Below are 25,831 nucleotides of genomic sequence, written 5' to 3' on the forward strand. Positions count from 1 at the left end.
AGAACAATACGGCGTATAAAGTGAGCGTTATCCCAGCGGAAGCGATGCCGAGCGCGTTTCCCGAGCCAGCAACCCTGTGAGGAACTCATGATGAAAACGGTCAAAATCAAACGTCAGTATTGGGACATCGCGGCGGATATCCACTTCCCGCCGGATTTCGACGAGCGGAAAAAGTACCCGGCGATCATCAGCGCCCATCCAATTGGCAGCTGTAAAGAGCAGACCTCGGGCACTGTCTATGGGGCGGCGCTGGCGAAAGCCGGCTTTGTGGTCATCGCGTTTGACGCCAGCTTCCAGGGCGAGAGCGGCGGCGAACCGCGCTTTATCGAAGATCCCGCCCAGCGCGTGGAAGATTTTCGCGTCGTGACCGATTATCTGGTGACGTTGGACTACGTTGACGACCAGCGTATCGGCGTGCTCGGCATCTGCGGCGGCGGCGGTTACGCCATCAATGCTTCGATGACCGAGCGGCGCATCAAAGCGGTGGCGACCATTACCGGCGCTAACTATGGCCGGGTGATGCGCGAGGGCGTGTTGGCCAATGGCGATCCTGTGGCTTTCCTGGAGGATATTGCTCGGCAGCGCACCGCAGAGGCGCGCGGCGCGGCGTTGCGTGTGGATGTGGGCCTGTACCCGAGCGTTGAGGCGGCGCAACAAGACGGCGCCGATATCGATCTGCGCGAGGCGACGGAATACTACCGTACGGCGCGCGGTGAGAAGCCGAACGGCGTAAACAAGACGCTGTATTCCCATAACGCGGTAGCCGTGGGCTGGGACGCGTTCCACCTGGCGGAAGTGCTGCTGACCCAGCCGCTGTTGGTAATTGTCGGCAGCAAACCCGGCCTGTTCGGCGCGCTGCGCGACGGCTATGAGATTGTGCGCCGCGCCAAGTCGCAGCACAAAGAGCTGGTGGTGGTAGAAGGCTGGTCACATTACGATCTCTACGACAAACCGGAGCCGGTAGCTCAGGCGCTGGAGAAGCTGGTGCCGTTCTTTAAAGCGACGCTGTAAGCGGCGGGCCGGAGGGCGAGGGAGGTTTCTCCCTCGCCGTGGCGTCAGCGGCTGCGCCGCGACATCACCCGTTTGTCTTTCGGCCGATCCTGCCAGTCTTCAACCTGGTTATTGAAGTTGTCCGCCAGCAGGTAGGCCGGGGTTTTCGCCAGCCAGTCGGACAACGAAATGTCCTGGTAGATACCGTTGTCCATCACGATCAAGACCTTCAAATCCTCATCGCCGATGTTCTCGATGTAATGGCCGAAGCCCTGCGGCACGTAGCCGACGTCTGAAGGCGCGTACTCTTCCGTCTGCGCGTGGCCGTGCGAGCTGAACACCGTCATGCGCCCTTTACCGGAAATATAGTATTGCCATTCGTTGGCATTGGGGTGCCAGTGCAATTCCCGGATCGCGCCGGGTTTCACGATCTCGATGATGCCGGTCATGGTGGTGGAGATGGGGAATTCTTTCGACGACACCAAATGCACGCTGCCGGCGTCATTTTCAAAGAACGGCTTTTGCTTCATTAATTCATAGCGGTGGGTCAGCGGGGCGTTATTTAATCCGCCGTCGTTTTTCGGTAATGGCAAGGCGGGCGGAACGGCGCCGCCGACAATATAAGCCTCGCCCTGTTTGGCCTTGGAAAATACCGCCGCCGGCATATCGACGCTTTTTTCCAATACCTCTTTCGGCATATGCGCCACCCAATCGGTGATGCTGAAGGTGCCGAATTCGGAGAAGTGCCCGTTATCGAACGCCAGAATAAAATGCGCGCCGTCCGCCAACGCCTGAATGGAATGGCCGTAACCTTTCGGGAAATACCAGACGTCGCCGGGGCCGAAATCCGCCACCTCACATTTTCCTTCAGGATCGAGGATAGTGATGCGCGCATGGCCTTCCAGCATGAACGCCCATTCGGCGGCGATGGCATGCCAGTGCAGTTCGCGCACGCCGCCCGGCTCCAGCGTCATGTCGACGCCGGCCACGCCCTCGGAGATCGGAAACTGCTCGACGGTGGCTTCGCGCGCCCAGCCGCTGGGCAGGCTGCGTTTTTTGCTGTCGGTGAATTTGTATTTATAGAGATGCTGGGCATCGGCAGGTGGCTGGTAGCTGCTGGGAGGCACGATATTGCGATGGTCGTCGGCAGCGGCATTTTTGGCGATGCCGCCGATCATGCCGGCGGCGGCCGCACTGACGGCGGAGACTTTCAATATATCACGACGCGATAGCATAGCTTTTTCTCCAATATAAAACCGTGCGCCTGCAGAGGCAGGCGACAGGGAAGGCGCGATCGCCATTGAAATGGTTTTTGTCATCGGCGGGATTTTGCTGTGACCCTTAAATCCTAGCGGCTGGCGTTTATTAGGTAGGCGCTTATTTGTTTGCGTTTGTTACTAAGTGAGTGCGGGTTTAATTAATTCATCGGAAGTTGAATAGTCATTAATAGGAATTAAATTTAATCGCCGATAGGTTTAAATAGATAATAAACGAACGTCATTTTTTATTGGCCGTTCGGGCTATTTGTTATGACTGCCCCACGGTCTCCAGCACCAGCTGACGAAAGCGCTCGACGATTGGCGAAGCCGGGCTGCGGCGCAGCGCCAGGTAAAGCGGGGCGCTGAGCTGTGCTTCTTCGGCGAGGGGGCGGTAGACGATGCCGTCGCCGCCCAGCCGCCGCATCGAGCCGGGCACGATTGACAGCCCCAGCCCGGCGCCGACCAGGCTGAGGGTTGCCGGCAAGCGCGGCGCTTCCTGCACGATGCGCGGGCTGAAGCCGGCGCGGTGGCAGGCGGCCAGGATGGCGTCGTACAGCCCCTGGCCGGCCGGGCGGCGATAGAGAATAAAGGCCTCGTGGGCCAGTTCGGCCAGCGGCAGCGGCTGCTGCGTCTCTTGCGCCAGCCGGTGGCCCAGTGGCAGGGCGACGATCATCGGTTCGCTGAGCACCGGTTCCACGCTCAGGCCGGGAATGCCGCTGGCCGGCGAACGCACGAAGGCGGCGTCGAGGCGTTGTTCGAGCAACGCCTCCATCAGCTCGCCGCTGCCGGCCTCTTCCAGCTGGGTGGTGATGCCCGGCAAGATGTCGCGGTAGCGGCGCAGCAGGTTGGGCACGAACGGGTGCAGCGCGGCGGAGCTGGTGAAACCGATGGCGATGTGGCCCTGTTCGCCACGGGCGGCGCGCTGGACCGCTTCGCGCAGGCGTTCGGCGCGCGCCAGCAGGGCGCGGGCTTCCTCGAACAACACGCCGCCCGCTTCGGTGACGCGCACGCCGCGCGGCAGGCGCTGCAACAATTTTACGCCCAGTTCGTCTTCCAGCCCCTGCAACAGGCGGGTGAGCGGCGGTTGCTGGATAAACAGCCGCTCGGCGGCGCGAGTGATGTTGCCTTCTTCCACCACGGTGACGAACGCCCGCAGGCGACGCAGTTCGATCATAGCCATACCTCAAAGGTATCTTTAGTTGTTCTGGAATGCATTAGACATCATGGCACGGCGGCGCGCATGATACCAGACATCAAAACAAGCGATGTGGAACGGCAATGTCATGTCAGATATCAATACGTTAAAACCGCACCCGGCGGCAGCGCCGGGCAACGCGGAGCTGTTTTTAGGCTTTCTGTGGCTGGGGCTGATCGGCTTCGGCGGCGTGTTGCCGCTGGCGCGCAGCATGTTGGTGGAGCGCCGGCGCTGGCTGAGCGGCGAACAGTTCACCGAGCTGCTCGGGCTGTGCCAGTTTCTGCCCGGCGGCAATGTGATCAACCTGTCGGTGGCGGTGGGGATGGAGTTTCGCGGGCTACGCGGTGCGCTGTGCGCTTTACTGGGCCTGATCAGCGCGCCGACGGCGATCGTGGTGGGGCTGGGCGTGGTCTACGCCCGCTTCCAGAACGATCCCCACGTTCAACATGTGTTCGCCGGTCTGGCCGCCGCCGCCGCCGGGTTACTGCTCTCGACCGGGATTAAGATGCTGTTGCCGCTGCGCGGCAAGTGGGCGGCGCTGGCGATTGTGGCGCTGGCGCTGATCGCTATTGCCTGGCTGCGCCTGCCGCTGCTGCCGACCATGCTGGTGTTGGCGCCGCTGAGCATTTTGCTGATGTGGCGGTGGCCGTCATGAGCGGGGTGTTGATTGCGCTGGCGCTGATCTTCACCGAGCTCTCTCTGCTGGCGTTCGGCGGTGGCATGACCATTCTGCCGGAGATGCAGCGGCAGGTGGTGGAGGTGCATCAGTGGATGAGCGCCCAGGAGTTCAGCGCGCTGTTCGCCATGGCGCAGGCCGCGCCGGGGCCGAACATGATGATCGTGCCGCTGGTCGGCTGGCACGTCGCCGGCTGGGCGGGACTGCTGGTGTCTTCGGTCGCCAAGTTTGGGCCGTCTTCCATCGTCACGCTGCTGGTGATGGGCGCCTGGCGGCGCTTTAAGGATCGCCCGTGGCGCCGTATCGTGCAGGCCGGGCTGGTGCCGCTCACCGTGGGGTTGGTGGCGGCCAGCGGCCTTTTGATCGCCGAGGCTTCCGCGCCCAATTGGCGGTTGGCGGCGATCGTGGCGCTGGCGACGGGATTGAGTATGAGCAAGCGCCTCCATCCGCTGTGGGTGCTGGCGGGCGGCGCGCTGCTCGGCTTGCTGTTCGCCTGAGGGATTAGCGCGGGATCAGCACAAAGCGCGAAGGGCCGTTGCGGTCGATCAGCTCATAGCGCTTCGGCGCGGTCAGGGCCAGAAACGCCACCATGCTCCCTTCGGCGTCGGTCAGCGTCATGCCGTCCGGCGTCGGCCGCCAGGCGACCGGCAGCGCGTGCAGTGCTAACGGCTGCAGGCACTGGGCGGAGGCGGTGAAGCGGAAAGCGTTGGTGTTGGCTACCGCTTCGTCGCTCAGCTGCACCTCGCAGACGGTTTTACCGTCGCCGATGGCGGCGAGCTGCCAGTCGCCCTTCAGCGCGGCGGGTTCCAACAACGGCAGTGAACTGCCCAGGGCACTGCTGCACAATACGCTCATAACGACTCCTGTCAGGCTGGCGCGGCGCAAGGCGCGCATAAGGAAATGGGTTGGCATCGGGTCACTCCTTTCGGCTGTCCGTTCACACCTTAGCACGTTCCCAGCGGGATGATGAGGCAAGGATTAGGTTTTTTAATCCTCGATAATTCTGATCTAACCGGCGATACCATGCCTATAAAGACGAGTCATTAGCCCACTGATACGCTTATCTTTCTCATTAATACCGCGCTAATACAAATCGTTATGATTATTTCCGCCTTAACGCCCGGCGCGATGATGCGCGGCGGCGTGGGCTCGCGCCGTCGGGGGTAATGACTATACTGGTCAATCCTAAGCCATGGCTTAGATTAGAACGACTGATGAATAGTCTTACAAAGCGAGTGGATTCCTACTGTGTAAAAGGAGAATGCAATGAGCAGTCGCCACAACGACATTTTGCAAGATGACGATGAGTTCACCAGCCTGTCCGCCACATCCCCCAACGATCATAACTATCAGTTTTACTATCACCGACCCGGCAGCCTCTATGATGGGTTAGGGTACGGCGCGCTGTTTACGCTGGATAACGCCAACCTGTACAGTAACCAGCGCGGCGGAGCAGCCATCAACAACCTGGGCAAAATCCGCGATAACTTCAGCTTCGATCGCGCTGCCGATCAGCTGACGCGACCGGGCCTGACGCACAACGGCGATCAGGTGTATCACCAGCCGGTGGCGCTGACCTATTCCTTTCTGACGCAGAGCGCGCTGAACCGCATCGGCCAGACCGACGACGGTGACAAGGGGCTGCAGCCGCTGACCCTGGCGGCGCAGGCTCAGGCGCTGAAATCGATGCAGGCCTGGGCCGATGTGGCGAACGTAACCTTTACTGCGGCGGCGTCCACCGACATCAACCACCGCGCGGATATTACCTTCGCTTACTTCACCCAGCGCGCCGACGGCAGCACCGCCGCCGGCAGCGGCCCGAATGCCATCAACGCTTACGCCTATTACCCGCCGAGCTCCAAAGCGGGCAGCGATAACGCCTTCGCCGGCACGGTATGGTTCAACAAGAACTTCGCCACCCATAAGGCACCGGTTAGCGGCGACTTCAGCAGCCAGACCTTCACCCACGAGCTGGGCCATGCCCTGGGGCTGGCGCATCCGGGCTCTTATGACGCGTCGTTGGGCAACCCGAGTTACCAGAACGATGCGGCTTATTATCAGGATTCGCTGCAATACTCGATCATGAGCTATTTCAACGCCGGTTATACCGGCGCCGACACCAAAGGGGTATACGGCTATGGGCCGATGGTGGATGACATCGCCGCGATCCAAAAATTGTACGGCGCCAACATGAACACCCGCACCGGCGACACGGTGTATGGCTTCAACTCCAACACTGGCCGTGATTTCCTGACCGCCACGGCGGACAACGGCAAACCGGTCAACTTCGCGGTGTGGGACGCCGGCGGCAACGACACGCTGGACTTCTCCGGCTACAGCCAGCAGCAGATGATCAACCTGAACGACGGCGCGTTTTCCAGCGTCGGCGGCGGCACGCAGAACGTCGCCATCGCACGCGGGGCGATCATCGAGAACGCCATCGGCGGCAGCGGGCGTGATGTGATCATCGGCAACGATCAGGACAATCTGCTGGCGGGCAACGCCGGTTCCGATATCCTGTACGGTGGGCTGGGGGCGGATCATCTGTGGGGCGGCAAAGACGCCAATAACTTCACTGACTATTTCGTCTATCTCAGCGCCAAAGAGTCCACGGTGGCGGCGTTCGACGTGATTGAAGACTTCGAGCACGGCATCGACAAGATCGACCTCTCCGGCCTGCGTTTCAACAATAGCCTGAGCGAGCTGCGCTTTATCGACAGCGGCAGCGCCTTCAGCGGCCAGAAAGGCGAAATCCAACTCAACTTCGACGCCCTTAACGGCACCACCGATCTGTTGATGAACACCCACAGCAACAGCTACGCCGCCGACTTCAAGATCCACGTGGTCGGGCAGGTGGAACAGAGCGATATTCTGTTTGCCTGAGGGTGATGAAGGGGAAAGAGAAAAGGGCCGAACGGCCCTTTTTTTACGACTGGGCCACTGCGCTTTCCACCGTGAAGTCGCCGGTGGTCACCTCGCCGGCGCGGCGGTAGTGGGCCACGATCACGCCGCCGGGTGAGACCACCGATTGGGTCAGCGTAAAGGCCGCCGGCGCGGCGTTTTCATCGAACAGCCGCTTGCCTGCGCCGAGCAGCACCGGGTAGGTGAGCAGGCGCAGTTCGTCCACCAGGTCGTTGGCCAGCAGCTGTTGCATCAGCGTGCTGCTGCCCTGCACCAGCAGCACCGGCCCCTGACCGCGTTTCAGCTCGCGCAGCCGGGCGATGATGTCCCGCCCCAGCCATTGGCTGTTCTGCCACGCCAGCGTCTCGCCGTGATGAGTGGCGACGTACTTGGTGGCCTGATTGAACGTGCGGGCGATATCGGCCGAAAACGGGTCGGCCTCGTGGGTGATCTGCGGCCAGTAGCCGGCGAAAATATCGTAGGTGCGCCGCCCGAGCAGCAAGTCAAAAGGCGCCGAGAAAAGATCGCCCATCGTTTCCGCGACGGCGTCATCCCAGTAGGGGGCGGTCCAGCCGCCGAAGCGAAAGCCGCCGCTGCGGTCTTCCTCCTGCCCGCCCGGCGCCTGCATCACGCCGTCGAGGCTGACGAAGGCGCTGGCAATAATCTGTCGCATGGCTGTCTCCTGCCGTTGAGTGCCAGCTGAAAGTTTAGCCGCCGCGCGGCGGCTGCGCCAACCGGGCGCTCAGGGTTGCAGCGCCTTGAGCAGCGCCTGATGGAAACGCTCCGGCTCCTCCATCTGCGGCGCATGGCCGAGCCCGGCGAACTCGATCAGCGTGGCGTGCGGGATCAGTTTCGCCGCCTGTTTGCCTAACACGTCATAATGCCCGATCGCGGCCTTGACCGCCGGCGGGGCGATATCGCTGCCGATGGCGGTGGTGTCGGCGGTGCCGATCATCAAGGTGGTGGGCGTTTGCAGATCCTTGAACTCGTAATACACCGGCTGGGTGAAGATCATGTCGTAGATCAGCGCCGAGTTCCACGCCACCAGGCGGTGGCCCGGCCCGTTGTTCAGCCCGGCCAGCATATCCACCCAGCGATCGTACTCCGGCTTCCAGCGGCCGCCGTAGTAGGTACGTTGCTCATAGTTGCGGATGCCCTCGGCGGTGGTGTTCAGCTCGCGCTCGAACCATTGATCGACGCTGCGCCACGGCACGCCTTTCGCCTTCCAGTCCTCCAGCCCGATCGGGTTGACCATCACCAGCCGTTCCACCGCCTGCGGGTACATCAGGCTGTAACGCGTGGCCAGCATGCCGCCGGTAGAGTGGCCGATGACGATGGCCTTGCTGATTTTAAGATTCTGCAGCAGCCCGTGGGTATTTTGCGCCAGCTGCTGAAAGCTGTACTGGTAATGCGCCGGCTTGGTGGAGGAACAAAAGCCGATCTGATCCGGCGCGATGACGCGATAACCGGCCTTGCTCAGCGCCTTGATGGTGTCCTGCCAGGTAGCGGCGCAGAAGTTTTTACCGTGCAGCAGCAGCGCGGTGCGGCCGTTGGCGGCGCCTTCCGGCGGCACGTCCATATAGCCCATCTTTAATGTCTGCCCCTGCGAGGCGAAGCTGAACTGCTGCAACGGATAGGGGTAGTGGAAGCCCTGCAGTTCCGGGCCGAACTTCGGCGTTTCGGCGGCGGCGGTAAACGCGGCCAGCGCGGCGCACAGCAGCGCGCTGCGGGTTAATCTCAACATCCTGATCTCCTGAAAAGGGCGATAGCCGAGTATAGCCACAATCAGGGCGTCGGCGCGCCGGTGGATTCAGATAATTCTGTAATGTGACGACTTGATTCCAGGCAAGGTTCCGGCCAGGGCCTTTTTCACAGTGAACGCGGTCACGCCGCGCAACATTGATGGCCTCTGATGGTTTTATTTCAAGGCTAAGTTATGCGATGCTTAAGCATTATTTATGCAAAAGGATCCTCGCATGTCCGCTTTATCCCGCTGCGCTTTCAGCGAAGGCAGCGTCGCTTTGCCGGAAGGTTATGCCGATCGCACCGTCAACGTGCTGCTGGCCGGCGATGACGTTTCCCCCTCAATCAATATTTCCCGCGATGCGCTGCAGCCGGCGGAGAACCTGGAAAGCTACGTCACCCGCCAGCTCGATGCGCTGGCTCAGGGGCTGAAAGGCTGGGCGTTCAAAAGCCGCGAACCGGCGACGCTGGGCGATGGGCTGGCCGCCGGTGAATGGGTGCGCGCCAGCTACCTGCGCGACGGCAAACGCATCTGGCAAAACCAGGCGGTGTTCGCGCTGGCGGAGGGCCGGGTGCTGGTGTTCACCCTGGCGATGGCGCGCAAGCTGACGCCGCAAGACGACGCGCTGCTGCTGCAGGTGTTGAGCAGCTACCGGGCGGCATAACGATGAACTCTTCACGTAAAAGGACCTTACGATGACCGAAGCGGCTCGCGTCGGCGATATTATCGGGCATTCCCATGCCCTGGCCGGCATGATTGCCGGCACGATTGTCGGCGGCCTGATCGCCGCCGCAGGCGCGGTGGCAGCGGGGGCGCTGTTCGTCGCCGGCCTGGCGGCTTCCTGTATCGGCGTCGGCGTGCTGCTCATCGGCGCCAGCCTGGCGGTGGGGTATCTCACCGGGGAGGCGGCCACCGCGGCGCGCGACGGCATTGCCGATGCCGGTGCCGGTAGCCTGACCCCCAAAGGCAATATCGTCACCGGCTCCCCCAACGTTTTCATCAACGGCAAACCCGCCGCGCTCGCCACCAACAGCCAGGTAGCCTGCAGCGACGACGGCCCGAGCATGCAGATGGCGCAGGGCTCCGACAAGGTCAGCATCAACGGCCAGCCCGCCTCGCGCGTGGGGGACAAAACCAACTGCGACGCGCAGGTGATGGAAGGCTCGCCCAACGTGTTTATCGGCGGCGGCACCGTCACCACCTTGCCGATCAAGCCCGAAGTGCCGGATTGGCTGTATAAGGTCTCTGACCTGACGCTGCTGTTCGCCGGCCTGGTGGGCGGTGTGGGCGGCGCCGCCGGTAAGCTGGGGGCATTGGGCAAACTGCTGGGCAAGCTGCCCGGCATCAACAAACTGGCGCGCATCGCCTGCCGCGCCGGCACGCTGATGACCGCCACCGCTGCCGTGGGCATTATCGCCCGGCCGGTGGATATCGTTAGCGGCCAAAAATTCCTCGACGGCGAAGACGATCTCGATTTCGTGCTGCCTTCGCGGCTGCCGGTTGCCTGGCAGCGCTATTGGCGCAGCGGCAACCCCGGCGACAGCGTACTGGGCCGCGGCTGGAACCTGTTCTGGGAGAGCAGCCTGCAGCCTTATCAGGACGGCCTGGTGTGGCGTGCGCCTTCCGGCGACTTCGTCGCTTTCCCGCAGGTGCCGCGCGGCCATAAAACCTACTGCGAAGCCGAAAAATGCTGGCTGATGCACAACGACGACGGCAGCTGGCAGCTGTTTGACGTCGGCGAACAGATTTTCCACTATCCGCCGCTGGCGGGCGACCAGCCGAGCCGGCTCAGTATGATCACCGACGCCATCGGCAACGCCACCTCGCTGTTCTACGACGACGAGGGGCTGCTGAGCGAACTGGTGGACAGCGCCGGGCAGCGCCTGATGTGCCGCTATACACAGGGCCGCCTGCGCGAAGTGGCGCTGCAAACCGCCGACGGTGAACGAACGCTGGCGCGCTACGGTTACGATGAGCAGGGCCAGTTGACGACGGTGAGCAACCGCGCCGGTGAGGTGACGCGGCGCTTTGGCTGGCGCGACGGCCTGATGATCAGCCACCAGGACGCCGCCGGGCTGCTGAACGAATACCAATGGCAAGAGATCGACGGCGTGCCGCGCGTGACGGCCTACCGCAACAGCGCCGGGGAATCCCTTGAGTTCGGTTACGACTTCGCCGGCGGGCGCCGCAGCGCAGTGCGCGGCGACGGCAAACGGGCGGAGTGGCGGCTGGATGACGACGACAACGTGGCGCAGTACACCGATTTCGACCAGCGCCGCTACGGTTTTATCTACCAACGCGGCGAGCTGTGCAGTGTGCTGCTGCCCGGCGGCGCGCAGCGCCAGAGCGAATGGGATCCTTACGGCCGCCTGCTGTCGGAGACCGATCCGCTTGGCCGCGTGACGCGCTATCAATATTCGCGCAACAGCGGCCGGCTGTTCGCCGTCGCGTACCCGGACGGCAGCAGCGAAGCGCAGCACTGGGACACGCTGGGGCGCCCGACGCGCTATGTCGATGCGCTGGGCAACGCCACGCTGTACCGCTATCCGGATGACGAAGAGAGCCTGCCCGCTAGTGTGATCGACGCGCTGGGCGGGGAAGTGAAGCTGGAGTGGGATGCCCGCGGCCAACTGACGCGCTACACCGACTGTTCCGGCAGCGTCACGGCTTATACCTACGATGCGCTGGGGCAACTGACGACGCAGACCGATGCCGAAGGCCATCAGACCTATTACCGGTGGGATAACGGCGGGCGCCTGCACACCCTGATCCACCCGGACGGTGGCGAAGAGCGCTTTAACTGGAATGCGCACGGCCAGTTAGCCGAGCATCAGGATGCGTTGGGCAGCCTGACCCGCTGGCAGTACAACGCCCTGGGGCTGCCGGTCAGCATCACCGATCGCATCAACCGCACCCGGCGCTATCACTACAGCCCGCAGGGCTGGCTGACGCGGCTGGAGAACGGCAACGGCGGCGAATATCGCTTCAGCTATGACGCAGTCGGCCGCGTGCTGGCCGAAGAGCGCCCGGACGACACCCGCCACTATTATCGCTACGGCGCGGCCGGGCTGCTGGAGGAGCACCGGGAGGTCGGCCAGCCGGGCAGCGCAGGCGAGCTGACGCAGCGCGAACAGCGCTTCCGCTTCGACGAGGCGGGGCAGCTGGTCTGGCGCGGCAACGCCAGCGCGGAATGGCATTACCGCTTCGACGCCATGGGGCGGCTGCAAGAGCTGAACCGCCTGCCGACGGCGAGCGGCGCGGCGCTGGGCATCGAGCCGGACAGCGTGCAGATGCGCTATGACGCCGCCGGGCGACTGCTCGGCGAGCAGGGCGTGAACGGCGAGCTGCAATACCAATGGGATGCGCTGGCCAACCTGCAGGCGCTGACCCTGCCGCAGGGCGATCGCCTGCAGTGGCTGTATTACGGCTCCGGCCACGCCAGCGCCATCAAATTCAACCAGCAGGTGGTGAGCGAATTCACCCGCGATCGCCTGCACCGGGAAACCGGCCGCAGCCAGGGCGCGCTGCAGCAGCAGCGGCGTTACGACGCCATGGGCCGCCGCAGCTGGCAGAGCAGCGCCTTCGGCCACGATAAACTGACCCGGCCGGAAGACGGCGTGCTGTGGCGCGCCTATCGTTACACCGGCCGCGGCGAGCTGGCCGGGGTGAGCGACGCGCTGCGCGGCGAAGTGCATTACGGTTACGACGCCGAAGGCCGCCTGCTGCAACACCGCGAACCCAATCAGGGCAAACCGGGCGCACGGCTGGTGTACGATCTGGCGGATAACCTGCTGGGCGAGCGCAGCCCGCAGAGTGACATCGACGCGCACCTGCCACTGGCGCCGATCGCCAACAACCGCCTGACGCACTGGCAAAAACTGTTTTATCGTTACGACGCCTGGGGCAACCTGATCAGCCGGCGTAACGGCCTGTACGAACAGCACTACCGCTACGACGCCGACAACCGGCTGGTGCAGGCGCACGGCCGCGGCCCGCAGGGCGAGTTCGACGCGCAGTACCATTACGATGCGCTGGGCCGCCGCAGCCGCAAAACGGTGCGCTACAGGGGCAAAACCGAACAGACGACCCGTTTCCTTTGGCAGGGCTACCGGTTGCTGCAGGAGCAGCGCGACGACGGCAGCCGCCGCAGCTGGAGCTATGATCCGGCCAGCCCGTGGAGCCCGCTGGCGGCGCTGGAGCAGGCGGGCGACAGCCGCTCGGCGGATATTTACTGGTATCACACCGATCTGAACAGCGCGCCGCTGGAAGTGACCGACGCGGCGGGCAACCTGTGCTGGTCCGGGCAATACGACACCTTCGGCAAGCTGCAGGGCCAGACGGTAGCCGGCGCGGCGAAGCGGCAGGGCGCGCAATATCAGCAGCCGCTGCGCTACGCCGGGCAATATCAGGACGACGAAAGCGGCCTGCACTACAACCTGTTCCGCTACTACGAACCCGAGGTGGGGCGTTTCACCACGCAGGATCCGATAGGGTTGCGTGGTGGGTTGAACCTTTATCAGTATGCGCCGAACCCGCTGATGTGGGTGGATCCGTTTGGGTTGACTGAGGTTACTGTTGGTCGCTGGATGGGACCGGCAGAATACGAAAAAATGGTTTCCACAGGTAAGGTTGTGCAAAGCACAACGGGAACAACCCATGTAGCATCACCTGCAAATATTGATGCGTTTGGAAAACAAGCTAAACCGGGTACTATGTACGTTGAATTCGAAGTGCCCGAACGATCTTTAATCAAGACCAACGAAGGCTGGGCCAAAATAGTTGGTCCTGACTCGTTGGAGGGGAGATTAGCCAAACGTAAGGGGCTACCAGTACCAGAAATGCCGACTGTGAAAAACATTGAGGTTAAGGCTCATAAAACAGAATCAGGAATTTCAACATGCTCAAAAAAATAAGTGATTGGATCTTATCTAATAGCCATTATGAAGTTAAGTGCAATGCTAATGATTTTACAGATAGTCTGGTTGTTGATATAGATGATGATACGAAGATTGCGCGTTTTACGGTGTGGGATGATGCATCTTGTATGTTGGAGATCATTGATGTTGAAACCGGGAACTATATAATTAATGAACGAAGAGAATTATCAGGCGAGAAAGCTGTAATAGAAGCATTTAAAGAGTTTGTATCGTTGCTTAGAACTTAGTTATAAAGATTATTGATCTGAGTTTGATTTACTAATTTTAAATGCTCGTCTTTATGCACTGATGGCTTTTAAATAGCGACCTGGCGAGCCCGCTGGCGGCGCTGGAGCAGGCGGGCGACAGTCGCCCGGCGAATATATGCGGGTATTACACCTATCTGAACAGCGCGCTGCTGGAGGTGACCGACGCGGCGGGCAACCTGTGCTGGTCCGGGCAATACGACACCTTCGGCAAGCTGCAGGGCCAGACGGTGGCCGGCGCGGCGAAGCGGCAGGGCGCGCAATACCAGCAGCCGCTGCGCTACGCCGGGCAATATCAGGACGACGAAAGCGGCCTGCACTACAACCTGTTCCGCTACTACGAACCCGAGGTGGGGCGTTTCCCCCTGGAAGTCCCTTCGTCGGTTTCCTGTTCGGACCCTGCCGGTTACCGGATACCTGTCCGCCTTTCTCCCTTCGGGAAGCGTGGCGCTTTTTCATAGCTCACGCTGTAGGTATCTCAGTTCGGTGTAGGTCGTTCGCTCCAAGCTGGGCTGTGTGCACGAACCCCCCGTTCAGCCCGACCGCTGCGCCTTATCCGGTAACTATCGTCTTGAGTCCAACCCGGTAAGACACGACTTATCGCCACTGGCAGCAGCCACTGGTAACAGGATTAGCAGAGCGAGGTATGTAGGCGGTGCTACAGAGTTCTTGAAGTGGTGGCCTAACTACGGCTACACTAGAAGAACAGTATTTGGTATCTGCGCTCTGCTGAAGCCAGTTACCTCGGAAAAAGAGTTGGTAGCTCTTGATCCGGCAAACAAACCACCGCTGGTAGCGGTGGTTTTTTTGTTTGCAAGCAGCAGATTACGCGCAGAAAAAAAGGATCTCAAGAAGATCCTTTGATTTTCTACCGAAGAAAGGCCCACCCGTGAAGGTGAGCCAGTGAGTTGATTGTGTAAAACGACGGCCAGTGTCTGAGGCTCGCTGCAGTCCTGAAGCTTGATATCGAATTCGCGTGTCGCCCTTTCACGGCAGACATCCTTAACGGTACGTCCGGCTTCGACAGACTTCAGAACGGCAATGATCTGGTGTTCGGTGAATCGGGCTTTACGCATGGTGATCTCCTCACAGGACATAATCAGTATGTAGGAAGATCTCTAAAAGTGAATGGTTCGGTTTACCGGGATGCTTACACACTACCTCTATATCCAACGGTTGCGTTTGGATCTATCTTCTGTATAGCAGGAAGATGTTCCATTAGAATCTCATCAATTTGTTGCTGAAGGCTATTTAAGCCACTAAGTCCTAGAGGATCTATCCATCCCAAAGGATTTGGAGCATATCTATAAAGGTTCAACCCACCACGCAACCCTATCGGATCCTGCGTGGTGAAACGCCCCACCTCGGGTTCGTAGTAGCGGAACAGGTTGTAGTGCAGGCCGCTTTCGTCGTCCTGATATTGCCCGGCGTAGCGCAGCGGCTGCTGGTATTGCGCGCCCTGCCGCTTCGCCGCGCCGGCCACCGTCTGGCCCTGCAGCTTGCCGAAGGTGTCGTATTGCAAGGGCGACACCGAACACCAGATCATTGCCGTTCTGAAGTCTGTCGAAGCCGGACGTACCGTTAAGGATGTCTGCCGTGAAGCTGGTATCTCTGAAGCCAGCTATTACAACTGGAAAGCGAAGTTTGGCGGTATGGAGGCCTCTGATATCAAAAAGATGAAAGACCTAGAGGACGAAAACCGTCGCCTCAAACAGATGTTTGCTGATCTCAGCCTTGAATGCCGGGCACTGAAAGACGTTATCGAAAAAAAGCTTTAAAACCAGCGATAAAGCGTGAGCTCGTCGGTTACCTGACTGCGCAATTTACCATGAGCATTCGCCAGGCCTGCAGGACGTTATCGCTGAGCAGGACGGTCTATTTTTACCAGCCCGATACCCGGCGCGATGAACCGGTGATCCAGGTGCTGACTGAGCTGGCAGAGCGCTACCCGCGATACGGTTTTAAGAAGCTATTCCAGCTGCTGCGCAGGCAGGGTAACAGCTGGAACCATAAACGCGTTCACCGGATTTACTGCCTGCTGAAACTTAATTTTCGTCGCAAGGGAAAACAGCGTTTACCTGCGCGTAACCCGACGCCACTGGCAACGCCGGAAGCGCTTAACCAGAGCTGGTCCATCGATTTTATGCATGATGCGCTGGTCTGCGGCAGACGCTTTCGGACCTTCAATGTGGTTGATGACTTTAACCGCGAGGCCCTCGCAATAGAAATCGATCTGAATATCCCGGCACAGCGGGTGGTCAGGGTGCTAGACAGAATAGTGGCAAACCGGGGTTATCCACTGAAATTGCGGATGGACAACGGACCCGAACTGGTCTCACTGACGCTGGCACAGTGGGCTGAAGAGCATGGAGTGATGCTGGAATTTATCAAACCGGGAAAACCAACGCAGAATGCCTTTATCGAACGGTTTAACCGGACGTACCGGACAGAAATCCTGGATTTTTATCTGTTCAGAACCCTGAATGAAGCGCGGGAAATCACAGAGCACTGGCTGATGGAATACAACAGCGAGCGACCTCATGAATCCCTGAATAACCTGACACCGGAGGAGTACCGGCTGATGGCCGAAAAACCGGAAATCTCAAAAAGTGCGTGGAACTAAAACGGGTGTGCTTACAGTGCTGCAAGTGGAATAAGTAAGTCCCATGAACCTGCTATTGCTAGACCTATTAACATGAATGATTTCGATGTTGATGGATTTATTAAGTCGGATTACTTAGCGAGTTCGCCTGAGTTTAGGAACAGACGCCGGGACGCATCTAAGCTTGGGGGGATGAAATCAATAGAGGAGTCTATCGATTCGAAGTTAAGGCAGAAATTCCCAGGATTAAGAAATGAACCATTTGGGTTTAGAGTGTTCTACACCCATGAGTTAGATGATCTGGCTAGAAAAGGCGACGTCCAAAGAAGGCTAGGGCGTTCCGGATGTTCATGAAATGGAGAGTGGCTGTGAACGAGAATAGGCAATTAGGTATTTTATTATTGGAAGACATTCCATTTGATAAGCTGCTTATTAAGCTGGAAAGGGCGTTTGGTGTTTCACTTCCTTATGAAGATGATAAGGGGCGCTATGTGGCAAAGGCAGAACTAGATGATTGTAATATAGAGGTTATAGATAGAGTTGATAGATTGGGGGATGTTCTCTGTGATGATAATCATGTGATCGACGTGAAAATAAAATCTAATGATTTTTTTAATCCAGACTTTGAGAGAAAAATAAAAAAAATACTAAGAGATGGAGATGTGAAGTGGAAGGATGGAGTTTGGACTAAGCTTCATAGGGATGAGGATTATAGAGTCGTCTATCCTGACTCTTAGTGTTCACGTTAACAATGTAACCATTTCTAAATCTGCGTTAGAGCCGACAATTCTCAGTCGGTTCTAAATGTCTAGAATGAAAAGTATCGAAACGAGCAGGCTTGGTAATTTTGAAATATCCATCCGTACACATTGATAAATCATTTAATATTACGGTGTCTAACATAATTGATTTTAACGCTAGGATTGTGTCGGGTGTTTCCATGGGGAATGTCGCTCTAAATGAAAATATTTCATTATATATTAATGAGATGCACTCCAGATTTAGCGTTAAGATTAAAAGCCGCTTCCTACCTGACGGGAGTGAGCGAAATTCATATACAGTCGATAATGCCTTGACCGTCGTAACAGATAAGGACGGTGTCATTTTGTCACTTGGATGTAATGCTCATTATCAAGGGGGCTACAATGGAATCATATTCCCCGGAATGAAAGTGATAGATATAATCAAGCTGACGATGTCACAGAAAATATACAATGGTTCAATCATTATTAATGATGACTTTGGTGTTTCGTTTATACTCCCACCTCCATATGATGAGGTCGCCGATGCGATAAGCCATATTCCTTGTGGGCTGATAATAAACGAGATTTTCGTATCTGATTTTTCATTCTGGCGTTAGCTTATGGAGTATATGAGTGAGTTCAGTGAGAATTTAATTAAATTTGGTGTGAGTGATATAGTTGTCACTGACTACATAGATTCGGATACACCACCGATTTTTCACCCGATGTATGACAGGATTTACTTTATATCAGGTGAGGCTGTTTTTGATGTTTACATCGGTAATGATGGGATTGTTAATTCACATTTGGTTGAAAACATCGTTCCGTGGTTTGAGGTGGATGAGGATGATAAGTTTTCCATGATGTCAATTTATTCCCAGTCATTTAAAACTGAGCAGGAGGTTAGGATAGTTAGAGTGAATTATAGTAACGCTCCGTTCTCAGGGGTTTTCTTAAAATATAAGGCAGGTGACAATGAGCGGCTGTTGTCTTTAGAACTAAATAATTTTTTCGGTTTTCTTATTTCATAGTTCAAAGGATTTCGATATTATTGAATGCTAGTGGTTAATTGAAGCTTTGAATTTTTTTATAGTGGCATTGAAAATTAGAGGGTTATTGTAAGTAACATGGTGATTGATTGTCAGAAGTAACTTATTCCATCTGCCGTGGGAGGAGGAAAGAACTGTGGAATCCAATAAGAGTTATTATAAAGGCACATGTGAACTCATTTCAGGTGAAGGGAGGATCTATACTGAGTTTAATGGCGATATTGCAACAAGACAAATAACTATAATAAATGATTTGTATTATTCATCCTCATCCTTGGAAGAGTGGCACGAAGATATAGGTTTTTTACTTTATGATGGTAAGAAAAGTGAGCTTGATCTTTCTGAGTCAAAGTTGATAACTAGTCTTGAATTTGAAAGTGAATGGGATAAGACAATCACTCCTGATGTTTTGAATGATTATGTCAGTTTTAGTTATGGTGATGCATCTATTCCTTTGTCAAAATCTAAAATGATCATTCACATTGTGAATAACAAGGGTAAGTGGGGAAAAGGCTTTGTTGTTTCTCTATCAAAACGCTATCCAGCAGTAAAAGAAGAATATTTAAAGTGGTTCTCTGAAAACAGGGGGTGGGTACTCGGGAGTGTACAATTCATCTGTGTGAACGAAAATGAGCGGATATATGTTGCAAATATGTTGGCTCAGGATGGACTAAAGAAAAGTAAAGATGATAATGCTCAGTATGTTTCATATGAAGCACTTAAAGAATGCCTAAGTCTGGTTTCTGATTATGCATTAAAAGAAAGGCTTAGTATACAATTGCCTATGATTGGTGCAGGATTGGGAGGTGGTGATTGGGATGCTATTTTTTCTCTAATCAAAGAGCGCTTAGCAAGAAAGAAAATAAAATGCAACATCGTTAAATTAGGTTGAATGAGAGTGACATGAGCTTCTATACTTTCAGTAGCTTTACGTTTGGCGATAACTTGATTTGTTTTCCCGATCCAAAATCAAGATTGTCCAGCTTTTTTATTTGGAATGAAGGTGATGGTAAGTTCCTATCCTACTTACTGCCAAAAGGGAAAAGGTCAAGCGCTTTGAGTAGCGATGTTTTTAATTTTCATGACTATTTTCCTGCCAGTCTCGGAATTCCAATCTTTTCAAAAAGAGCGAAGGCTGTATTTGAACGCAAGGTTTCGTCTGAAATGTTGTTCTATAAATGTGCGGTAGAAAACGTAACTGAAACGATGTTTCTGTGTAAAGTGAATAATTATTTTCCAATTATTGATGAGGAAGCCTCGACGTTCAGAGAACTTGAAGATGGAAGCAAGCTCATTGATGTGCCTGCTTATAAGTGTGATAGGGGGTTCTTTATTGCCAGAGATAGCATCTATTGTGAAAGGATAATTGTCTCTCAGCAGTTTGTTGACCTATGCAATGAAGAGCAGCTAAACATAGGCTTTGAGAGTTGCTAATTGACGTTCCCAAAAGATGCTCACCATCCTCTTTTTCCTCCCCCCAAAACTAAATACCCACCGTGCCATTAATCAGGGTGCGGCAGTGCCCGCCGATCCAGGGTTCGCCGTCAATAAAGCGCACGCTCACGCGGCCATCTCGATTAAGTTGTGTGCCCTGGCGCACCTGGTAGCCCTGCGCGGTCCGGCCGCCGTCGGGGAAGCGGCTGGCCTGCAGCAAGCGCGCCAGGCAGGCGTTGGCGCTGCCGGTTACCGGATCTTCAATCAAAACGCCGCATTCCACCATAAACGCGCGCATTTCGTAATCGGCCGGCTCGGTTGCGGAGCTGGCGCCATAAACCACCACGCCATCCACATCGCAAGCCGTTTGCAGCCGTTTAATCGTGGCCTGATCCGGCGCCACCGCCAGGCAGGACTTCGCGTCTGGCAGGCGCACCATCAGCCAGCGAATGCCCATCTCGGCAATCACCGGCGGGGTGCCTGCTGCAATCACTGCAGGCCGTAAAGCGGCCGTTAACCGTTCGGTTTCTTCGGCCGCCATTGGGCGGAACTCTACTTCGGGCGCGGCGAACGCCAATGTGCCTTCCGGCAGGATATTGACCGCCACCAGGCCGACGCCGCATTCCTGCATCACCGTTCCAGGGCGTTTAGGCGTCAATCCGGCTTCCAGCAGGGCGTGGGCGGTGCCCAGCGTCGGGTGGCCGGCGAAGGGCAGCTCTTTTTCGGTGGTGAAAATGCGCACCTTATAATCCGCTGCCGGGTGCGTCGGTTTAAGCACAAAGGTGGTTTCCGAAAGGTTGGTCCAGCGGGCCAGTGCCAGCATCTGTGCGCTGCTCAGCCCCTCGGCCTCCAGCACGACCGCCACGGGGTTGCCCTGCAGCGGCGTGCGGGTAAAAACGTCCACCTGTTGGTAGGCGCGGGGTGTCACATCATCACTTCTGAGCATTTGCCATCATCCGTTATCAACAAAACCTGATGATAACGATATTCGCCAATGGCTTCAAAGGGTTGAGTTTTGCTTTGAGATACCCGCCCGTCGCCATTTCAGCCCCGGCTTGGCGAACATCACCAGGTTACCCAACAGGATCAGGCACAGGCCCAGCACGGCGTTGAAATGCCACTGGTAGCCTTCGTAAATCGTTGAGATGGTCAGCGCCACCAGTGGGAACAGCAGGGTGCTGTAGGCCGCTGCGCCGGCGCCGATGCGGCCGAGCAGGCTGAAGTAGGCGGCGAAGGCGATCACCGAGCCGAAAATCGCCAGATACAGCAGGGAGCCGATGTAGCGGCTGCTGTATTCCATCTGGAACGATGCGCCCTGCGCCAGGGCGATCAATGCCATCAGCATCGCGCCGTAGGTCATGGCGTAGGTGTTGGTGGAAAAGATATCCAGCCCACGGCGCTGATGGCGCGTGCTGATCATGTTGCCCAGCGAGAAGCCGTAGGTGCCGAGCGCGCTCAGGCCGATGCCTTTAAGCAGCTCCGGTGCCATGCGGGTAGCGGCCAGATCTTGCCAGAACAGCGCCACGATGCCGGTCAAACCCAGCAGCGCCGCCGGCAGCAGGTTAGGGCTGGGGCGCTGGCGGAAAAACAGCAGGCTGTTGAGGGCATTGAACAGCACCGCCATCGAAAAGATCACCGATTCCAGCCCGCTGCTGATATAAGCCGCTGCGTGGTAAAAGCAGAAGAAGTTGAAGCCGAACACGCAGCAGCCCTGCAGCACGCAGAACAGATGATCGCGCGGGGCGATACGGCGCAGGCGGCGTGTTAACAACAGCACGGCGAACATCACCGCAGCGGAAATGGCGAAGCGATAAGCGATCGACACGGGAATGGCCACCGGGCCTTCCTGTTGCAGGGTAATCGCTATCCAGGTGGTGCCCCAAATCAGCACCACGGCGAGGTACAACAGCGCATTCATGTTCTTTACTCCGAAAAAACCGATAGCGCAGTATCCGCTTTGGCGCGCGGCGGCGCTTGCAGCGCTTTGCGCCCAGTTGCATATTCTTGCGCTTTTTTTTGGTAAAAGCGCGGGGCGGCGGCTGGCATGCCGAGGCGCCACTCTTTACACTGTCGGCATGTCGAACTACGGGGCCGGCGATGTCCAACTATCAGGCGTTTGAAACACTGCGCGAACACAAGGCGCGGTTGCACGGCAGCGTGCTGCTGGGTACCGGCGTGGAGCTGGCCGCCTGGTCCAACTGCAACGATCGCGTCACGCAGGAAAGCGCCGATCACCATACCCTGAGTCTGTACGTCGCCGACGGCTACGAGTGCTACCAGCAGGTGCCGGGCGGCTGGCGCAACGGCGGCGGGCCGGATCGCTTCTGCATCATGCCGCGCCAGTACGCTTCCACCTGGGATGTGCGCAGCGATCTGTCATTCGTGCATCTGTACTGCACCGATGACCATCTGCGGCAGTTGGCGGAGCAGACCTGGGATCGCAGCCCGGCGGCGATCAACGTGGAGCAGCGCAGCTTCGGCGAAGATCCGCAGATCACGCTGCTGTATCGCCAGTTTTTGCTCAACTGCGACTGGCGTGACAGCGCCAATTTGCTGGCGCTCAGCAGCGCGTCGAACCTGCTGATGTCGCATCTGATCCAGCGCTACAGCCAGCTGCAGTGGAAGCTGCCGCCGGCGCGCGGCGGCCTGGCACCCGCAGTGGCCAAGCGGGTGCGGGAATATATCGCAAGCCACCTCGATCGGCCTTTGTTGCTGGCCGATCTGGCGGCGCAGGCCGGGTTGAGCGAATACCATTTTGCCCGCATGTTCAAACATTCAACCGGCCTGGCGCCACATCAGTTCGTGATGCGCGCGCGGCTGCAACGGGCGGAACAGCTGTTGCGCCACAGCCAACAGCCGATCACCGAGATCGCGCTGGCGTGCGGCTTCAGCTCCGCCAGCCATTTCAGCAACCGCTTCAAGGCGGCCTATGGATTTGCTCCGCTGCAGGTGCGGCAGGGGCGCTAACCGGAAGGGAGAGCAGCATGGATCAACAATTTGCCGGGCTGGGCGTGTTGTTTGTCGCCGGATTCGGGCCGATCGCGCGTGAGAGCGGCGAGAGCAAGGCGTTTTATGTCGAGGCGCTGGGGCTGCCGCTCAAACCGATGCCGGGCAACGAAACTTATCTGCTGTCGGAGCCGGGCGCGCTGGACGGCGTGAAGCATTTCGCCCTGTGGCCGCTGGCGCAGGCGGCGCAGTCCTGCTTTGGCGAAGATTGCTGGCCGGCGGATCTCACGGCGCCGCAGGCATGGATCGAGTTTGACGTGGCCGACATGGCGGCCGCCACCCAGGGGCTGATCGACCGAGGTTATCGGCTGCTGGTCGCCAATCGCGAAGAGCCGTGGGGCCAGAGCGTTACCCGTTTGCTCAGCCCGGAAGGGTTGCTGGTTGGCGTTACCTATACGCCCTGGCTGCGTTAAACGCCACGCCGTTCGCCGCCATTTTCCGGCGGTGGGCGGCTTAAGAACAAATACGCATTAGCTTAAAGCGATCTGCGCTATAGACCCATCAAATCCCCGAGTGGTTTCCCTTCCTGAAAGCAGTAATCCCGTTCATTGCGTAAAAACCAATGGCCAGAATGCGCTATTGCCATGCCATTTTACGGCGATTTTTCGCCCGCTTTTTTTGCCGCCAGGTGCCTGATGGGAATAGAGATTATTCTTATATTTCCGCCAACCGTTAAGAAATAATAATGATTCTCGTTTTCAACCATGGAAAGGAGAAGGAACGATGAAAACAGTGAAGCGAACGGGCATCGCGTTGGCGATAGCCCTGACTTTCCCCCTGGCATTGCCTGCCGCTGCGGCGGCGCAAACCTCCCTGACTAACAGTAAGGCGGCGACGATGACGGAAAAACACGGGCAGTTTATTGCGGTCGGTAAAGTGGTGCAGGTGACCTTCGGCGATTTCGCCTTCAAGCTGGATTTTACCGATGACAAGACCATGACCTTCACCGGTATCGGCGAAGCGTCGCAGGGCATCACCGATACCGTGCAGTACACCGCGGTGGAGATTCGGCCGAAGGTCTATATGGTCTATTGGCATGAACCGCAGTCCGGCGACAACGTGACGCATGTCGAGGACTTTGAGCGTGGCGAGGTGTACACCAACATCGCCGCCAAGGACGGCAGCTTCACCCATCTGAAAGGGCAGCTGAAAATCGTAGGTCACTCAGGAAAATAAGGAGCAGTTATGAAAAAGGCATTGATCACCTGTGCGATCGTCGGCGGTTTGCTGGCGAGTTACCCGGCGCTGTCAACGGATCAGGCGGCGTCTTACAAGTCGGCCGGCAAGGGCGGTTACCATCATGCCCAGCAAAAGCTGAAGGTGGTGGAAGACCTGTACGCGGGCTTCTTCAACCGTCACGACATCAGCGTGGCGCAAAAGCTGATTGTGGAGAACTACAAGCAGCATAACCCGTTTGTCGGCGACGGCATCAAGCCGTTCCTGGATTTCTTCAGCCAGACCTTTAAAGACAATCCGCAGTACAGCGCCAAAATCTACCGCAGCGCGGTCAATGGCGATCTGGTCTATGTTCACGTCAAATACCAAAATAACCCGCAGGATCGCGGCACCGCCAGCGTGGATATTTATCGGGTGAACGATCAGGGTAAAATCACCGAGCATTGGGACGTCAATCAGGATGTGCCGGAAAAATCGGCCAACGACAATACCATGTTCTGATCCGCAAGGGCCGCTGCGGCGGCCCTCTACATGCCCGTAACACTTTATTTACTTACATAAATAGGAAATGACCGCCGCGTCGAGTAGGCTACGGCCGCCTTTGGCAGTGGTGGCACGGTTGATGGGCGTCATTGTCCCACCACTGCTTGAGGCGTTTCCCCGCATTCCCCGTTATCCCGCGCGTTGATTCTCCACTTTTTTGAACTGATGCCGCAGCTGCAGCGCATTGCAAAGCACCAATACCGCCGTGACGGCGAACACCCAACGGAACCCCATCATCGCCGAAATGCCCGATCCCAGCAGCGGGCCGACCACGTTGCCCAGGTACATAAAGGATTGGTTATAGCCGAAGATGCGCCCGGTCACCTGATCGGAGGAATACTTCAGCAGCAGCGCCTGCACCGCCGGCATCAGCGCGCCGTCGGCGAATCCCAGCAGGAAGCGCAGAATGCCCAGCTGCAGCGGGGTATTCACCCAGGCCATCACGGCGAACAGGCCGGTGGTGAACAGCAACGCGGCGATCAGGATGCGCGCGGTGCCGATGCGATCGCCGAGCCGCCCGAGGCGTGGCGCCGAGATCAGCGCCGCAATGCCGGGCACGGCGGCGATCATGCCGCTGACAAAGGCGATATTGCTGACGTCGCCCGACAGCTCGCGGATGAACAGCGTCAGGATCGGGCTGATGGACGAGTTAGCCAGCTGGATCATCAGGGTACAAACGAACAGCGTGACGATCAGCGTCGGATAAGGCAGTGAACGGAATACCGCCTTGCCGCTCAGCTGATCCGCTTTTTTCACCGTGATGCGCCGTTCCTTAATCAGGAACAGCGTCACCAAGAAGCTGACGAACATCAGCCCGGCGGTGACGAAAAACACCACCCGCAGCCCCAGATGATCGGCCATCAGCCCGCCTAACAGCGGCCCGGCGATCACGCCGGAGATCTGCCCGGTAGAGAGCGTGCCCAGCGCCCAACCGCTTTTATCGCGCGGCGCCTGCGAGGCGACCAGCGCCATGGCGTTGGGAATATAGCCGGACGTCAGCCCCATCAGGGCGCGCAGCGCGAACAGCTGCCAGACGTTGGTGGCCAGCCCCTGTAGGGCGATGACGATCGCCATGCCCAGCGAGGCTCGCAGCAGCATCAGCTTGCGGCCTTTGCGGTCGGCGAGGCTGCCCCACAGCGGCGACACCACCGCCGAGACCAAAAAGGTGCCGCTGAACACCAGCCCGGACCACAGGCTGAGGGATTGATGATCGCTGACGCCGAGCTGTTCGACGTACAGCGGCAGAAAAGGGAGGATTTGGCTCATCGCCAGCCCGGTGAAGAAACACCCGAGCCAGACCGAGATCAGATTGACTTTCCACGCTTCCATCG

At 57.7% G+C, this 25,831-nt stretch carries 25 protein-coding genes and 4 pseudogenes; 19 read left to right on the forward strand and 10 right to left on the reverse strand.

All coding sequences use genetic code 11. The annotated features are described in order from the left end of the window. Positions 1–90: 90 nt before the first annotated feature. A complete protein-coding gene (locus ATE40_RS08445; protein WP_004940758.1) occupies positions 91–1,011 on the forward strand; it encodes an alpha/beta hydrolase in 921 nt (306 codons plus the stop codon). Positions 1,012–1,055: 44 nt separating this feature from the next. Here ATE40_RS08445 and ATE40_RS08450 read toward each other — a convergent pair whose 3' ends face one another. Together ATE40_RS08450 and ATE40_RS08455 are read right to left on the reverse strand one after the other, a co-directional pair. Next, positions 1,056–2,225, reverse strand: coding sequence for a cupin domain-containing protein (locus ATE40_RS08450; protein WP_063919420.1), 1,170 nt, complete (start codon positions 2,223–2,225; stop codon positions 1,056–1,058). A gap of 292 nt (positions 2,226–2,517) precedes the next feature. Beyond that, positions 2,518–3,429, reverse strand: a complete 912-nt coding sequence (locus tag ATE40_RS08455) for a LysR family transcriptional regulator (protein ID WP_063919421.1) — start codon at positions 3,427–3,429, stop codon at positions 2,518–2,520. A 103-nt stretch (positions 3,430–3,532) separates the two neighbouring features. Here ATE40_RS08455 and ATE40_RS08460 point away from each other — a divergent pair, with 103 nt between their 5' ends. Beyond that, entirely contained in the window at positions 3,533–4,099 is a 567-nt protein-coding gene (locus tag ATE40_RS08460) for a chromate transporter (protein ID WP_025159734.1), read from the forward strand. Further along, the gene (locus tag ATE40_RS08465; protein ID WP_019456334.1) at positions 4,096–4,617 is read left to right on the forward strand and encodes a chromate transporter; all 522 of its coding nucleotides are present in this window, start codon (positions 4,096–4,098) and stop codon (positions 4,615–4,617) included. The genes ATE40_RS08460 and ATE40_RS08465 overlap by 4 nt, the downstream gene beginning before the upstream one ends. 4 nt (positions 4,618–4,621) lie before the next feature. Here the strand turns inward: ATE40_RS08465 and ATE40_RS08470 are convergent, their stop codons facing one another. Next, the gene (locus ATE40_RS08470; RefSeq protein ID WP_063919422.1) at positions 4,622–4,975 is read right to left on the reverse strand and encodes a protease inhibitor Inh/omp19 family protein; all 354 of its coding nucleotides are present in this window, start codon (positions 4,973–4,975) and stop codon (positions 4,622–4,624) included. 411 nt (positions 4,976–5,386) lie between these two features. On the opposite strand from ATE40_RS08470, the gene ATE40_RS08475 reads away from it, so the two are divergent. Next, complete coding sequence (locus tag ATE40_RS08475) at positions 5,387–7,003, forward strand: serralysin family metalloprotease (RefSeq protein WP_063919423.1); 1,617 nt, start codon at positions 5,387–5,389, stop codon at positions 7,001–7,003. A gap of 43 nt (positions 7,004–7,046) precedes the next feature. Here ATE40_RS08475 and ATE40_RS08480 read toward each other — a convergent pair whose 3' ends face one another. Further along, on the reverse strand, positions 7,047–7,694 hold the full coding sequence (locus tag ATE40_RS08480) for a dihydrofolate reductase family protein (RefSeq protein WP_063919424.1): 648 nt from the start codon (positions 7,692–7,694) through the stop codon (positions 7,047–7,049). A 69-nt stretch (positions 7,695–7,763) separates the two neighbouring features. Beyond that, a complete protein-coding gene (locus ATE40_RS08485) occupies positions 7,764–8,765 on the reverse strand; it encodes an alpha/beta fold hydrolase (protein WP_063919425.1) in 1,002 nt (333 codons plus the stop codon). A 232-nt stretch (positions 8,766–8,997) separates the two neighbouring features. On the opposite strand from ATE40_RS08485, the gene ATE40_RS08490 reads away from it, so the two are divergent. The 5 genes and pseudogenes from ATE40_RS08490 to ATE40_RS25085 all read left to right on the forward strand — a co-directional run. After that, positions 8,998–9,429: a DcrB-related protein gene (locus tag ATE40_RS08490; protein ID WP_063919426.1), complete on the forward strand. Its 432-nt coding sequence runs from the start codon at positions 8,998–9,000 to the stop codon at positions 9,427–9,429. Between the two features lie 31 nt (positions 9,430–9,460). After that, on the forward strand, positions 9,461–13,678 hold the full coding sequence (locus tag ATE40_RS08495) for a TreTu family toxin (RefSeq protein WP_244889071.1): 4,218 nt from the start codon (positions 9,461–9,463) through the stop codon (positions 13,676–13,678). Beyond that, positions 13,663–13,929: an immunity protein TriTu family protein gene (locus tag ATE40_RS24110; RefSeq protein WP_071891985.1), complete on the forward strand. Its 267-nt coding sequence runs from the start codon at positions 13,663–13,665 to the stop codon at positions 13,927–13,929. The genes ATE40_RS08495 and ATE40_RS24110 overlap by 16 nt, the downstream gene beginning before the upstream one ends. 86 nt (positions 13,930–14,015) lie before the next feature. Continuing rightward, a pseudogene (locus ATE40_RS08500) lies at positions 14,016–14,324 on the forward strand (RHS repeat-associated core domain-containing protein); the annotation flags it as partial. Positions 14,325–14,463: 139 nt separating this feature from the next. Next, positions 14,464–14,589 (forward strand): annotated as a pseudogene (locus ATE40_RS25085) (replication initiation protein); the annotation flags it as partial. Between the two features lie 329 nt (positions 14,590–14,918). Here ATE40_RS25085 and ATE40_RS25060 read toward each other — a convergent pair. Both ATE40_RS25060 and ATE40_RS24920 read right to left on the reverse strand, forming a co-directional pair. Further along, positions 14,919–15,023 (reverse strand): annotated as a pseudogene (locus tag ATE40_RS25060) (transposase); the annotation flags it as partial. A 182-nt stretch (positions 15,024–15,205) separates the two neighbouring features. Beyond that, positions 15,206–15,466, reverse strand: a pseudogene (locus ATE40_RS24920) (RHS repeat-associated core domain-containing protein); the annotation flags it as partial. Here ATE40_RS24920 and ATE40_RS08515 point away from each other — a divergent pair. From ATE40_RS08515 to ATE40_RS08535, 6 genes are all read left to right on the forward strand, one after another. Beyond that, a protein-coding gene (locus ATE40_RS08515; RefSeq protein ID WP_156785452.1) for an IS3 family transposase occupies positions 15,456–16,570 on the forward strand; the annotation gives its coding sequence in 2 pieces (ribosomal slippage) (positions 15,456–15,720 and positions 15,720–16,570; 1,116 coding nt in all). The pseudogene ATE40_RS24920 and the gene ATE40_RS08515 sit on opposite strands and share 11 nt — an antisense overlap. Positions 16,571–16,899: 329 nt before the next feature. After that, positions 16,900–17,286 carry a hypothetical protein gene (locus ATE40_RS08520; RefSeq protein WP_232094285.1) on the forward strand — a complete coding sequence of 129 codons (387 nt, stop codon included), beginning with the start codon at positions 16,900–16,902 and terminating at the stop codon, positions 17,284–17,286. 203 nt (positions 17,287–17,489) lie between these two features. Further along, a complete protein-coding gene (locus ATE40_RS08525) occupies positions 17,490–17,909 on the forward strand; it encodes a hypothetical protein (RefSeq protein WP_063919619.1) in 420 nt (139 codons plus the stop codon). Between the two features lie 12 nt (positions 17,910–17,921). Next, entirely contained in the window at positions 17,922–18,323 is a 402-nt protein-coding gene (locus ATE40_RS08530) for a hypothetical protein (RefSeq protein WP_244889073.1), read from the forward strand. Positions 18,324–18,477: 154 nt separating this feature from the next. Beyond that, on the forward strand, positions 18,478–19,233 hold the full coding sequence (locus ATE40_RS24480; RefSeq protein ID WP_084799140.1) for a macro domain-containing protein: 756 nt from the start codon (positions 18,478–18,480) through the stop codon (positions 19,231–19,233). Positions 19,234–19,244: 11 nt separating this feature from the next. Further along, on the forward strand, positions 19,245–19,775 hold the full coding sequence (locus ATE40_RS08535) for an imm11 family protein (RefSeq protein WP_063919431.1): 531 nt from the start codon (positions 19,245–19,247) through the stop codon (positions 19,773–19,775). Positions 19,776–19,824: 49 nt separating this feature from the next. On the opposite strand, the gene ATE40_RS08540 is transcribed toward ATE40_RS08535, so the two are convergent. After that, entirely contained in the window at positions 19,825–20,721 is an 897-nt protein-coding gene (locus ATE40_RS08540) for a PhzF family phenazine biosynthesis protein (protein ID WP_063919432.1), read from the reverse strand. Between the two features lie 54 nt (positions 20,722–20,775). Beyond that, complete coding sequence (locus tag ATE40_RS08545) at positions 20,776–21,693, reverse strand: DMT family transporter (protein WP_063919433.1); 918 nt, start codon at positions 21,691–21,693, stop codon at positions 20,776–20,778. 179 nt (positions 21,694–21,872) lie between these two features. On the opposite strand from ATE40_RS08545, the gene ATE40_RS08550 reads away from it, so the two are divergent. The 4 genes from ATE40_RS08550 (at position 21,873) to ATE40_RS08565 (ending at position 24,458) form a co-directional block, all read left to right on the forward strand. Continuing rightward, positions 21,873–22,742, forward strand: coding sequence for a helix-turn-helix domain-containing protein (locus tag ATE40_RS08550; protein ID WP_019456321.1), 870 nt, complete (start codon positions 21,873–21,875; stop codon positions 22,740–22,742). Between the two features lie 17 nt (positions 22,743–22,759). Then, positions 22,760–23,194, forward strand: a complete 435-nt coding sequence (locus ATE40_RS08555; RefSeq protein WP_063919434.1) for a VOC family protein — start codon at positions 22,760–22,762, stop codon at positions 23,192–23,194. A 310-nt stretch (positions 23,195–23,504) separates the two neighbouring features. Further along, positions 23,505–23,957 carry a MoaF-related domain-containing protein gene (locus ATE40_RS08560; RefSeq protein ID WP_244889074.1) on the forward strand — a complete coding sequence of 151 codons (453 nt, stop codon included), beginning with the start codon at positions 23,505–23,507 and terminating at the stop codon, positions 23,955–23,957. 9 nt (positions 23,958–23,966) lie between these two features. Next, positions 23,967–24,458 carry a nuclear transport factor 2 family protein gene (locus ATE40_RS08565; RefSeq protein ID WP_019456318.1) on the forward strand — a complete coding sequence of 164 codons (492 nt, stop codon included), beginning with the start codon at positions 23,967–23,969 and terminating at the stop codon, positions 24,456–24,458. Between the two features lie 171 nt (positions 24,459–24,629). Here ATE40_RS08565 and ATE40_RS08570 read toward each other — a convergent pair whose 3' ends face one another. Continuing rightward, positions 24,630–25,829, reverse strand: a complete 1,200-nt coding sequence (locus ATE40_RS08570) for a multidrug efflux MFS transporter (protein ID WP_004940721.1) — start codon at positions 25,827–25,829, stop codon at positions 24,630–24,632. Between the last annotated feature and the right edge of the window lie 2 nt (positions 25,830–25,831).

This window comes from Serratia surfactantfaciens (assembly GCF_001642805.2).
Lineage (GTDB): Bacteria > Pseudomonadota > Gammaproteobacteria > Enterobacterales > Enterobacteriaceae > Serratia > Serratia surfactantfaciens.